The sequence below is a fragment of the Gordonia asplenii genome (assembly GCF_012933505.1).
GTDB classification, from domain to species: Bacteria; Actinomycetota; Actinomycetes; order Mycobacteriales; family Mycobacteriaceae; genus Gordonia; species Gordonia asplenii.
Genome location: NZ_JABBNB010000035.1, coordinates 63,180 through 75,496 on the forward strand (window position 1 = coordinate 63,180; position 12,317 = coordinate 75,496).

The following is a 12,317-nucleotide window of genomic DNA, read 5'->3' on the forward strand; positions in this document are numbered from 1 at the left end:
CGACGACAACGCGGCCAGGCGGTCATTACTTCGACTCGCAAGCTCGCTCAGCACGGCGCGGGCCGCCGAGGACCGTAAAGGGAATTGGGAGACACGCCCGAGCTGCCGCCTGACGTGGCGAGCCTTGCGAGACTCATAGAGCAGCGATCCGGCCGCTCCGCGCGCACGTAGACCGGCGTCGATAGGGAGGATGACGGACGTGGCTACCACCCTGAGCAGACCCGGCCGACACGACGCAATTGTCACGCGCGACGAGGCTTCCCGGATTGTGCGCGTTCTGCGGTCGGCCCGCACGCGGCCACGGCTAACATAATGTCCGGTATTACCGAATATCTATACGGAACTCACGGACGCTCGCACGAGGGAGAGATGACATGAAGGTTCAGATCAAGGCTGCCGCAGCAGGATTCGCCGTCGCGGGGGCACTCGCCGCAACTATGGTCGGGGGTACCGGCGCAGCGTCGGCGGCACCGAGTGCCGCGTATCCGCTGGGCAACTGCCTGAACCTGAGCCCCAACGTCGTCGACCTGCCATATAATCCGACGCGGGTTATCGTCGCCGACTACGCCGGCAAGTCGTATCTGACCACCGAGTTCAGCAGCCTCTGGGGGTACCAGTCGCGCGTTCGACTCGACCTGCGCAACCAGGCAACCGGGCGGCACATCGTGAAGTTCTCCGATCGTCGCGTGTCGCCGCCGTATGTGGGTACGCACGTGTTCACCTTCACGACGTCGCAAATCGGCAAGGGGCGTGTCACCGCCGTGCTGACGTCGGCGAACAGCAACCCGGTCTGGACCGTGCCGCCGAAGTCGTGCAGCGGCGTGATCGTGATCCGGTAGGGACTCTCCGTACCACGCTAGTCGGTTCGTACCACGGGAAATCCGGTGGTACGAACCGATTAGCGTGGTAGCGAGCAGCAATCGGGCGCAGAGCGGAACCGAACGCGCCCTGCGCTGCGTCCAAATGAACATGACTCGTTCGGTTTCTGACCATCTGGTGTTCCGTCCGTCGGCGCTAGCGTTCGGGATGTCCGACGCCGAGCTCCGGCAGACCACGGGCGACTCCGGCGAACTCACCAAGGTTGCTCCGGGTATCTACCTACCGCGGGATCGCGGACGTGTGTTCCCGGAGGACTGGCATCGCGCAGTCGCTATGGCCATGGCATCGGAGCAGGCGTACGCCGCGACTCGCGCTCCGATGTCGGAGCGCCCCGTCCTCAGCTTCCAAAGCGCGGCAGCCGTTCACCGCCTGCCCATGCTCAGCGCAGACTTTACCTACGTTCATTTCACGCGGCGCAACTCGCGCAACGGCAGTGTGCGATTCCGACGCCACACGCACCCTGGGCCACTCGCCGAGGCCGACATCACCTGCGTCGACGGAGTGGCCGCAACCACGATCGAGCGAACGGCGGTCGACGTCGCGTGCCAGAGCAACTTCGCCGGGGCGTTGACGATCTTCGACTCGGCTCTACGGGCGGGCGCCGATCGCGACGAGATGGCACAGCTCGTGCTTGGGTCTCGCCGACCTGGAATAGCCGTTGCGCGAACCACCCTGCCCCTGGCAAGTCCGCTGTCGGCCAATCCCGGTGAGTCATGGAGCCGCGCACAGATGCTTGAGGCCGGCCTGCCCGATCCCGTTCTCCAGCACGAGTTCATCATCGAAGGCCAGCGCTTCTTCGTCGACTTTCTTCTCCCGGGCCGGCTGATCGGCGAGTTCGACGGTGTCGCGAAGTACACCAAGCTGATGCGAGACGGGGAGGCACCCGCCGACGTAGTGATCCGCGAGAAGAGGCGGGAGGACTTGCTCCGGTCCCTTGGCTACGACATGGTGCGGTGGGTGTGGAGAGATCTCGTCAGGCGAGCGATGGTTCCGCGTGTGACGGCCAAGCTCGGTGGACGACGATGGGAGGATGGCAGCCCGCCAGCTCCTCCGATGACTCCCTTACCACGCTAATCGATTCGTACCACGCCGAATCCAGTGGTACGAACCGACTACCGTGGTACGACCGATGCGATAGCCGCGAGCACCGCCTCCGCGAGTTCGGGCCGACAGATGATCAGGTCGGGCAGATAGGTGTCGGACTGGTTGTACACCAGCGGCGATCCGTCAATTCGACTGCACCACAACCCCTTAGCCTGCGCGACGGCGACCGGAGCCGCGGAGTCCCACTCGTACTGCCCACCGGCGTGCACATACGCGTCGGCTTCCCCGCGAACCACCGCCATCGCCTTGGCACCGGCGGACCCCATCTGCACGACGACACCGTCGAGCGCATCGGCGACTGCCTGTGAGAAGGTCGGCGGCCGCGATCCGCTGACCACCACCCGGGGTCGATCGTCTGCCCGCGCCCCAGCCAGCCCGACGACCGGTTTCACCGGCGCATCGTCGTCGACGTAGGTCACCCCGAGCGCCGGCAGCGCCACGGCACCGGCAAGCAACCGCCCCGACGCATCGTCGGATCCCCATAACGCGACGTGCACGGCCCAGTCGGTCCGCGCGCCGTCAGGTCCGTCGAGCGTTCCGTATTCGCGCGTACCGTCCACCGGGTCGACGATCCACACCCGCGCGGCGGCGAGCCGCGACAGGTCGTCGGCCGACTCTTCGGACAGCACAGCGTCGTTCGGCCGGGCGGCAGCCAGCTCAGCCTGCAGGAAGTCGTCCGACCGCCGATCCCCGACGTCGCCCAACTCCCTGCCACGCAATCCCCCGGCGCGTACCTCGAGCAGGAGGGCACCCGCTCGGGTCGCCAGATCCGCGGCCAGTCGCCGGTCGTCGCTCGACGTCGGGTTGTCACTCATTTCTTCGGTCCTCTCACAGTCCCAGGTTGCGCATGATCACTTCGGCCACGTCGGCGGGCGTGCCGTCGGCGGGCACGACGACGGCTTCGGGCGTCAGCGGTCGTTCGTATGGCGAGTCGATGCCGGTGAACTGAGTAATTTCACCGCGACGGGCCTTGGCATACAAACCTTTTGGATCACGCCGCTCACATTCGGCGAGCGGGGTGTCGATGAAGATCTCGTAGAACGGCAGCCCACGCTCGGCGTGAATCTCCCTGGCCCGCTGGCGTTCCGCCGCGAACGGGCTGATCAGCGAGACGATCGCGATGGCTCCGGAGTCGGCGAACAGCGATGCGACTTCGCTTGTGCGCCTGATGTTCTCACGTCGATCGTCGTCGCCGAAACCGAGGTCGGAGTTGAGGCCGTGGCGAAGGTTGTCGCCGTCCATCAGATAGGCGGGCCGTCCCTCGGCGACCAGGCGCCGCTCGATTTCGACGGCGAGTGCCGACTTGCCCGACCCCGACAATCCGGTGAGCCACAACGTCGCTCCCTGATGTGGGCGCTGTTCGCGGGCAACCTTGGTGGTCTGCCAGACGACGTTGGAGCTCGCCTGCACCGGACCGGTGATCATGCCTGCGGCCACCGTCTTGTTGGTCGCCTCGTCGATCAGGATGAAGCTGCCGGTCTCCCGATTGGTGCGATACGGATCGAACATCACCGAATGTTGAGTGTGCAAGCTGATCCGCGCAATCTCGTTGAGCTGCAATTGATCTGCCGCGGCGTCCCGATGCAGCGTGTTCACGTCGAGGCGGTAGTTGAATCCCGACACCGTCGCCTTGGTGGCTCGCGTGCCGGTCGCCAGCACGTACCGCGAGTCGCGCCGCAGCGTCGTGTCGTCGGAGAACCAGCAGACCAGCGCATCGATTTCCCGCCCGACGTGCGGCCTGTTATGCGGACGCGCGAGCATGTCGCCGCGGACGATGTCGATCTCGTCGGCGAGTTCCACCGATACCGCCATCGACGCGAACGCCTCGTCGACCTTCGCCCCGCCGGGACCCCAGATCGCACTGATCGTCGTGCTGAAACCGCTTGGCAGCACGACGATCTCGTCGCCGACCGAGAACACGCCACCGGCCACGGTGCCGGCGTACGACCGGTGGTCGTTTCCATCGCTGCGCTGCGGCCGGATCACGTACTGCACCGGCAGCCGCGCGTCGATCAGGTTGCGGTCGGAGGCGATGTAGACGTTCTCCAGGTGACTCAGAAGCGGACGTCCGGAGTACCACGGCATGTTCGACGACGGGTCGACGACGTTGTCGCCGACCAGAGCGGAGATCGGGATGAAGGTCAGGTCGGTGACGTTGAGCTTGGCGGCGAACGCGACGAACTCGTCGCGGATCTCGTTGAAGCGGTCTCGGGACCAGTCGACGAGATCCATCTTGTTGATACAGATGCACAAGTGCGGAATGCCGAGCAACGACGACAGAAACGCATGCCTGCGGGTCTGCTCCAGAACGCCCTTGCGTGCGTCGATCAGAATGATCGCCAGATCAGCGGTCGACGCCCCGGTGACCATGTTGCGGGTGTACTGCACGTGACCGGGGGTGTCGGCGATGATGAATTTGCGTGTCGGCGTCGAAAAGTACCGATACGCGACGTCGATGGTGATTCCCTGCTCACGTTCGGCACGCAGACCGTCGGTCAGCAGGGCGAGGTTGGCGTACTCGTCGCCACGTTCGGCGCTCGTCTTCTCGATCGATTCGAGTTGGTCGGTGAAGATCGATTTCGAGTCGTAGAGGAGACGGCCGATCAGTGTCGACTTTCCGTCGTCGACCGATCCCGCGGTGGCCAGGCGCAACAGTTCGGTATTCATCAGAAATACCCTTCCTTCTTGCGGTCTTCCATCCCCGCCTCGGAGATTCGATCGTCGGCCCGCGTCGCACCACGTTCGGTCACCCGGGTCACCTCGATCTCCTCGATGACCTTCTCGACCGAATCTGCTTCGGAGAGAACACAACCCGTGCATGTGGCATCACCGACGGTGCGGAACCGCACCTGCCGGGTCTGGACCTCTTCACCCGGCAACACGGCCAGGAAGCGCGTCTTGGCGAGCAGCATCCCGTCCCGTGGAACCACCTCGCGCTCGTGCGCGTAGTAGATCTCGGGCAGCGCGATCGATTCACGGGCGATGTACTGCCAGATGTCGAGCTCGGTCCAGTTCGACAGCGGGAACACTCGGATATGCTCGCCGCGATGGTGGCGCCCGTTGTAGAGGTGCCACAGTTCCGGCCGTTGCCCGCGCGGATCCCACGCACCGAACTCGTCTCGGAAACTGAAGATCCGTTCCTTCGCGCGTGCCTTCTCCTCATCCCGGCGTGCGCCGCCGAACACGGCGTCGAATTTGTTCTCGGTGATGCCGCGCAGCAATGCCGCTGTCTGCAAACGGTTGCGGCTTGCGCCGGGGCCGGTCTGTTCGACGACCCGTCCGGCGTCGATGTCGTCCTGTACCGAGCTGACCACCAGGCGCACACCAGTCTCGGCGACCACCCGATCCCGGTAGGTGATCACTTCATCGAAGTTGTGCCCGGTGTCGACGTGCATCAGCGGGAAGGGCACCGGCGCCGGCCAGAACGCCTTCTGCGCCACGTGAAACATGACTACCGAGTCCTTGCCGCCGGAGAACAGCAGTCCCGGTCGTTCGAAGGTGGCTGCGACCTCTCGGAAGATGTGGACCGCCTCGGCTTCGAGGGCGTCGAGATGCGACAGCTCGTAGCCGTGCGGGCTTTCGGATTCGGCGACTTCCACCGCAACTCCTTGACGTGACGTACCACTTGACATGTCGAATATTCGACACTACCTATTGAATATGTGACACCGACCGTAGGCGACGGCGTCAAGTCCCGTCAACCGTCGCCGCCCACCGCGCGCGCCATCCGGGTCGTCGAGCTGCTCGCAGACACCTCGATGGGACCGATCACCATCGCCGATATTGTCCGCCGAACCGGCCAGTCCCGCGCAACCGCACACGCGATTGTCAGCGAATTGGTGGAACAGGGATGGGCGATGCGCAGCCGCAGCAGCGGCGAGATCACACTCGGCCCAGTCTTCACCACCCTGGCCACGCGCGTGACCGCGGCCGACCCTCTCATCGCGCGCGCACGCGTGGCGATGACCGAACTCAGCGACGACCTGCACATGCCTTGCTTCGTGGCACGCCGCGTCGGCCCGGAAACGATCAGCGTCGTCGATCAGACCTGGATTCCCACCGCCGACGCCGACGGTTCGGTCGGCACCGCCCTCCCCTGGATCACCCGGGGGCACCCCATCACGCTGCGGCCACCGTTTTCGCGGGAATTCTTCGCCTGGGCATCGCACGCCGAGCAGGACGCCTGGATCGCGAAGGCACCGGCGGCACTGCGCACCCGGCTTCGGCTGGCATTGTCCGCGATAGCCGAGCGCGGATACTCCATCGAGCGCATGACCGATGACTATGTGGCGGTGACCGACGCATTGAATTCCCTTGACTCCGTGTCGGATTCACTGCGTTCGCGGATGGGCGACCTGCTCACCGAGCTGACCACCATCGACTACCTGCCCGACGAACTGCACGGGGATCTGCCGGTGATCACCATCGGCGCACCCGTCTTCGACGCCGAGGCGGTGACCGCGTCGCTCGTCGCCTGCCCCAACCGAACGATGACGCCGGACGCGCTGCACGACGTCGGCTCCCGAGTCCGCACAACTGCCGACGGATTGTCGGCGATCTGATTCTGGTGCCGCCCTCATCGACGGTGTAGCGTTTTTACAAATCGAACTTGTAAAAACTCAGGATGGCCATGACCGATCACACCACTCTCGACGTCCGCGAGATCCCCAAGCCGCAGCGTCACCCACAGATCTTCGGGATCTTCCGCGACCTCGCCGCAGGCGACAGCCTGCTGCTGGTCAACGACCACGACCCACGCCACCTGCACGACGAATTCGAGGCGTCGTACCCGGGTAGCTACGCCTGGGAATATGTGCGGCGCGAACACCGCGATTACCAGGTCCGCATCAGCAAAGTCACTTCGACGCCGCTACCGCGCAAACTCACCAATCTCGTCGACGCCGTCGACACCGGCTCCGACGCCGCCGGCGTCCGCTGGAAGCTCGACGCACCGGATCGGGGCCTCGACTCCAATGTCATCGCGCTGGCTCCCCGGCAGCAGATCGCGCGGCACACCGGCGCCGAAGTCGACGTGCTCATTCAGATACTCGGCGGAGACGGAACCTTGGGCACCGAAGGCGAGGACGTCGCACTCGCCATCGGCGACCTGATCTGGCTGCCACACCACTCGCAACGCGAATTCACCGCCGGCCCGACGGGATTGACCTACTTGACCGTGCATCGGCATCGCGAGTCGCTGGTCATCGAACCGTTCACGCCACGATGACCACCCGAGCCGACGTTCTGGCCGAGGTGCGGGCGGCCGACGACCCGATCGACATCGCGACGATCTCCAGACGTGTCGGTATACCGGCGACGACGGCGCGTTTTCATCTCAACGCGCTCGAGCGCGACGGCGTCGTCGAACGCGTCAGCGCCACCGCCCACACGCCCGGCCGGCCGCGGTTGACCTACCGGGCACGTCGGGGAATGGACCCCAGCGGCCCGCGCCGCTATCTGCCGCTGGCGCACGCGTTGCTCGCCGACCTCGCCGACGCATCGGCCGCCGAACGCATCGGCCGACGCTGGGGCGAAGCGCTGTCGCCCGATCCCGCTCTGCCCTCGCTCGACGCCCTGACCCAGGTTCTCGCAGACCTGGACTTCGCGCCCGAGGTCGTCGACGAGTCGCGCATCGACCTCACCCACTGCCCGTTTCTGGAACTCGCCCATGAATCATCGCACCGGATCTGCTCGCTGCACCTCGGTCTGCTGCGGGGCGCGGCCGCCGAGATGACCGCACCGATCGACGTCGTCGCGCTCGAACCGTTCGCAGCGCCCGGCGTCTGCATCGTGCGGATCGACGCTGCGGGGTAGGCACCGGACTACCAACCAAGCACTTGCTCGGTTATGCTCCAAGGTATGAGTGATGCCGTCATCCCACCTGCGCTCAAACCCGACGAACTCGGCCCGGACACCCAGCCCGTGGCATACGAGACCGCCGCCGAGGGTTCCATCGCATACGTAACTCTCAATCGTCCCGAGTACCGCAACGCGCAGAACTCGGTGATGACCTACTCGCTCGACGCCGCGTTTCGCAGGGCCGTCGACGACGCCGCGGTCAAGGTCATCGTCTTGCGCGCCAACGGCAAACACTTCTCCGCGGGCCACGACATCGGTACCCCCGAGCGCGATTTCGACACGTACTACGACAACGCGGCGACCCTCTACTGGGACCACAGCGATCGCGGCGGAGCGGACCAGCGTCTCGCCCGCGAGATCGAGGTGTACATGGGCATGTGCCGTCGATGGCGCGAGATCCCCAAGCCGGTGATCGCCCAGGTGCACGGTGCGTGCATCGCGGGCGGCCTGATGCTGGCCTGGATCGCGGACTTCATCGTCGCCAGCGACGACGCCTTCTTCTCTGATCCTGTTGTGCGCATGGGTATTCCGGGTGTCGAGTACTTTGCGCACGCGTTCGTGCTCGGTCCGCGGCGAGCCAAGGAGATCCTGTTCACCGGCGAACACTTCACCGCCGCGCAGGCCGCCGACTGGGGCATGGTCAACCACGTGGTCCCGCGCGCCGAGCTGGCCGCCAAGGTCGACGGCATCGCGACGTCGATCGCCGAGATGCCGCAGCTCGGTCTGGCACTCACCAAGAAGGCCGTCAACATCTGCGAAGACCAGATGGGCCTGCGCTCTTCGATGGACTCGGTGTTCGGGTGGCATCACTTCGCCCACTCGGCCAATGCCGAAGCGGCGGACGGCGATTCGCTCGGCGGCATGGATGCGAAGTCGATGAAGGCGTCGGCCAGACCCGCCGCCGCTGACGGGCGGGCCTGACGTGGATCTGTTGTTCGACGACGCCGCGCAGGCATTCCGCGCGGAAGTCCGCGATTGGCTGGCCGCGCACGTGCCCGCCACCCCACTCCCGTCGATGGACACCGCCGAAGGCTTTGCGGCACACCGCGAGTGGGAGGCGACCATGGCCGCCGACCGGATGTCGGTGGTCAGCTGGCCAGTTGAGTACGGCGGACGCGATGAGCCGCTGCTGCACTGGGTGATCTTCGAAGAGGAGTACTACCGGTCCGGCGCGCCCGGCCGAGTCAGCCAGAACGGCATCTTCCTGCTCGCCCCAACGCTTTTCGAGCATGCCAATCCGGAACAGCTCGCGCGGATCATGCCGCGGATGGCGCGCGCCGACGACATCTGGGGCCAGGCGTGGAGCGAACCGGAGTCCGGCAGCGACCTGGCCTCGCTTCGGTCCACCGCAACCCGGACCGAGGGCGGATGGCTGCTGAACGGCCAGAAGACCTGGAGTTCGCGCTCCAGCTTCGCCGACCTCGCGTTCGGTCTGTTCCGTTCCGCTCCAGACGCCGAACGCCACCGTGGCCTCACCTATTTCATGTTCGACCTGCGTTCCCCCGGCGTCACCGTTCGCCCCATCGCCCAACTCGACGGCGAGCCCGGCTTCGCGGAACTGTTCTTGGAGAACGTCTTCGTGCCCGACGATCCCGCGGCCCCCGGGGAATCCGGCGTCATCGGTGAAGTCGACAACGGCTGGAAGGTCGCGATGAGCACGGCGGCCAACGAGCGGGGCCTGTCGCTGCGCTCCCCCGGCCGCTTCCTCGCCACGACCGACCGTCTCATCGACCTGTGGAAGGCACGCCGCGACGCCGTTCCCGCCACCGCCGCAACCGATCTCGGTGTCGCCGACGCCTGGATTGGTTCCCGTGCCTACGAACTGTCGACGTACGCGACAGTCAGCCGACTCGCCGCCGGCGGTCGACTCGGCATGGAGTCGTCGATCAACAAGGTCTTCTGGTCGCAGTGGGACATCGCCGCGCACGAGACGGCGCTCGAGCTGCAGGGCGCCGACGCCGAACTCGAAGACAATTGGACCGACGGCTATCTGTTCTCCTTGTCCGGCCCGATCTACGCCGGTACCAACGAGATTCAACGCAATGTGATCGCTGAGCGCCTACTGGGTCTGCCTCGCTGATTCGCGACACGGGAAGCATGAGATGAAATTCCTCCTCGAAGAAGAACACAACGATCTCGCGTCGGCGATCGACTCGATGCTCGTCAAGGCCGACGTGCCGTCGTCGGCCCGCGCCTGGGCGGACGGCAAATATGAAGCGGGCCTGGCCATCTGGACTGCACTCACGGAAATCGGCGTGACCGGACTGCTGATCGACGACGAACTGGGCGGCAGCGGCGCAGGCGCCGTCGAAATGGTCGTCGCCGCCGAGCAGCTCGGCCGACACGCCGTTCCGGGACCGGTCGCCGAGACCCTTGCCGCGGTACCGATTCTCTTGCGCGCCACCGATTCCGTACAGCAACTCGAAGCGCACGCGCGCGGAGATCTGTCCACGATCGCCCTCGCTCCCCTGGCTCCACGCGCAGTCGACACCGAGGTGGCCACCACCTATCTGTTCGACTCCGGTGTCCTATCGGCTGGAATCGCAGGTGCGATCAAGCAGTCCGTCGATCCGACTCGACGACTCGCGTCACTCACCGCGGGCGAACGGCTCGACACCGACGTCGACGCCTCTGCCGCAATCGATCACGCGATTCTCGCAACCGCTGCGCAGCTCCTCGGTCTGGGCCAGGCGATGCTGACGATTGCAGCCGAATACGCCAAGGCCCGCACCCAGTTCGGTAAGCCGATCGGGTCATTCCAAGCGATCAAGCATCATCTCGCCGATGTCGTCGTAGCGTTGGAGATGGCACGGCCGCTCGTACACGGGGCCGCCTTGGCCCTCGACGGTCAGGTCCCCGACGACGTGCTGGTGACACGCGAGGTCGCCGCGGCCAAGGTCGCGGCCGGCGACGCGGCGTACCTGTCAGCGCGAAAGTCGTTGCAGGTCATGGGCGCGATCGGCTACACCGCCGAACACGACATCTCCCTGTTCATCACCAAGACCCGAGCCTTGGTCAGCGCGTGGGGTTCCGGTGCGGTACACCGCCAACGGATTCTGGAGACACTTCGATGACGACGTCGACGGCGGCGTCCGCCGAAGAGATAGCGGCGCTGCGCGATTCGGTCCGGGAGGTCATCCGACGCCGCGGCGACCGCGCCCTGCGAACTGCCATCGAGTCCCCGACGCGCACCGACGTCGAACTGTGGTCGACACTGTGCGAGCAGGTCGGTGTCGCCGGGCTTGCCGTCCCTGAAGCATTCGGCGGTGCCGGGGTCACGTGGCTGGAGACGGCTGCCGTCGTCGAAGAACTCGGCAGAGCGCTCGCTTCGATTCCGATGCTGTCGTCGGCGGTGCTCGCGACCGGCGCGTTGATGCTGAGCGGCGACGACGCCGCGTGTGAGCTGATCCTGCCCGATCTCGCGGAGGGCTCGCGCAGGGCAACGCTGTGCTGGGCGTCAGAACACGACTGGAATCGGTCTGGAATCGTCGCCGACGCCGGATTGCTCAGCGGCACTGCCGATTACGTGATCGACGGCGAATCCGCAGACGTACTGGTCATAGTTGCCGGCTCGGCCTTCGACACACGACCGTCGACGCTGCATCACGTCGATGCGGATGCGCCCGGCGTGGAGATCACCGCGCTACCGGTTCTCGATCCGACGCGGCCGATGGCGCGAGTCACCTTCACCGACGTCGCAGCCACTGCGGTGCCGTCGGACTCCGCCATCTTCGCGCGTCTACGCACTCTCGCGTGGGCGCTGTTGGCAGTCGAGCAGGTCGGTGCAGCGTCCGCGGCGCTCGATCTCACCGTCGAATATACGAAGTCCCGCAAGCAATTCGGGCGAGTCATCGGTTCCTTCCAGGCACTCAAACATCGCATGGCCGACATGTACGCCGACGTCGAGACCTCGCGGTCGATCGCGTACGCGGCCGTCGAAGCCATCGTCACAGGCAGCGCCGATGCAAACGAATTGGCGGCCTCGGCCCACGTCTACTGCTCCGAGGCATTCCGCCGGGTAACCGGCGAAGCGATCCAGTTGCACGGCGGAATCGGCATCACCTGGGAACACGACATCCAGCTGTACTTCAAGCGGGCGCAGAGTACGGCGCAACTGTTCGGTCAACCGCATGAGGTAGTAGCCGCATTATCCGCGTCGTTATAACGACGAGGGCCGGCTCGCGAGTGCCGAAGCGAGGGACGAGCTTAGGTGTATCGCGGGCCCGCACTGACATCCCCCTACTTGCTCACTGGGAGTGCCCAGAGTGACGTCCCCTGCTCCCCGAGTGGCGAAGCGAGGGACGAGCTTCGGTGTAACGAGGGGTCTGGTGAGACGAACAACCCAACCCCACCCCGACCCCTGGCCTGCCCCTCTCGGGGTGGGCGCCCGGGGTGGCAATAGTGGTGTAACGCAGACAAAAAAAGGGGGGGACGCCCCTGGGACCGTTGCCGGTCTGGGGGCGTCCCCTTCTTCA

At 65.6% G+C, this 12,317-nt stretch carries 12 protein-coding genes; 9 read left to right on the plus strand and 3 right to left on the minus strand.

Annotation, left to right across the window (positions count from 1 at the left end):
- The first annotated feature begins 374 nt into the window (after positions 1-374).
- Both HH308_RS24830 and HH308_RS24835 read left to right on the plus strand, forming a co-directional pair.
- A complete protein-coding gene (locus HH308_RS24830) occupies positions 375-839 on the plus strand; it encodes a hypothetical protein (protein WP_170196950.1) in 465 nt (154 codons plus the stop codon).
- A 124-nt stretch (positions 840-963) separates the two neighbouring features.
- Entirely contained in the window at positions 964-1,953 is a 990-nt protein-coding gene (locus tag HH308_RS24835; protein ID WP_211188825.1) for a hypothetical protein, read from the plus strand.
- A 38-nt stretch (positions 1,954-1,991) separates the two neighbouring features.
- On the opposite strand, the gene HH308_RS24840 is transcribed toward HH308_RS24835, so the two are convergent.
- From HH308_RS24840 to cysD, 3 genes are read right to left on the minus strand one after another with little or no spacing between them, the layout of a single operon-like run.
- A complete protein-coding gene (locus HH308_RS24840; protein WP_170196951.1) occupies positions 1,992-2,798 on the minus strand; it encodes a 3'(2'),5'-bisphosphate nucleotidase CysQ in 807 nt (268 codons plus the stop codon).
- A 13-nt stretch (positions 2,799-2,811) separates the two neighbouring features.
- Positions 2,812-4,650: an adenylyl-sulfate kinase gene (gene cysC, locus HH308_RS24845; protein WP_170196952.1), complete on the minus strand. Its 1,839-nt coding sequence runs from the start codon at positions 4,648-4,650 to the stop codon at positions 2,812-2,814.
- Positions 4,650-5,582, minus strand: a complete 933-nt coding sequence (gene cysD, locus HH308_RS24850) for a sulfate adenylyltransferase subunit CysD (RefSeq protein WP_170196953.1) — start codon at positions 5,580-5,582, stop codon at positions 4,650-4,652. Before cysD ends, cysC begins: the two co-directional genes overlap by 1 nt.
- A gap of 63 nt (positions 5,583-5,645) precedes the next feature.
- Here cysD and HH308_RS24855 point away from each other — a divergent pair, with 63 nt between their 5' ends.
- The 7 genes from HH308_RS24855 to HH308_RS24885 all read left to right on the plus strand — a co-directional run bounded on the left by HH308_RS24855 (position 5,646) and on the right by HH308_RS24885 (position 12,007).
- A complete protein-coding gene (locus HH308_RS24855) occupies positions 5,646-6,545 on the plus strand; it encodes a helix-turn-helix domain-containing protein (protein ID WP_170196954.1) in 900 nt (299 codons plus the stop codon).
- A 68-nt stretch (positions 6,546-6,613) separates the two neighbouring features.
- Positions 6,614-7,210: a DUF2249 domain-containing protein gene (locus tag HH308_RS24860; protein ID WP_170196955.1), complete on the plus strand. Its 597-nt coding sequence runs from the start codon at positions 6,614-6,616 to the stop codon at positions 7,208-7,210.
- Complete coding sequence (locus HH308_RS24865; protein ID WP_170196956.1) at positions 7,207-7,797, plus strand: helix-turn-helix transcriptional regulator; 591 nt, start codon at positions 7,207-7,209, stop codon at positions 7,795-7,797. The genes HH308_RS24860 and HH308_RS24865 overlap by 4 nt, the downstream gene beginning before the upstream one ends.
- Before the next feature lie 45 nt (positions 7,798-7,842).
- Positions 7,843-8,763: an enoyl-CoA hydratase gene (locus tag HH308_RS24870; protein WP_170196957.1), complete on the plus strand. Its 921-nt coding sequence runs from the start codon at positions 7,843-7,845 to the stop codon at positions 8,761-8,763.
- Position 8,764: 1 nt separating this feature from the next.
- Positions 8,765-9,922, plus strand: a complete 1,158-nt coding sequence (locus tag HH308_RS24875; RefSeq protein WP_170196958.1) for an acyl-CoA dehydrogenase family protein — start codon at positions 8,765-8,767, stop codon at positions 9,920-9,922.
- 22 nt (positions 9,923-9,944) lie between these two features.
- Positions 9,945-10,916: an acyl-CoA dehydrogenase family protein gene (locus tag HH308_RS24880; protein WP_170196959.1), complete on the plus strand. Its 972-nt coding sequence runs from the start codon at positions 9,945-9,947 to the stop codon at positions 10,914-10,916.
- Positions 10,913-12,007: an acyl-CoA dehydrogenase family protein gene (locus HH308_RS24885; protein WP_170196960.1), complete on the plus strand. Its 1,095-nt coding sequence runs from the start codon at positions 10,913-10,915 to the stop codon at positions 12,005-12,007. Before HH308_RS24880 ends, HH308_RS24885 begins: the two co-directional genes overlap by 4 nt.
- Positions 12,008-12,317 lie beyond the last annotated feature (310 nt).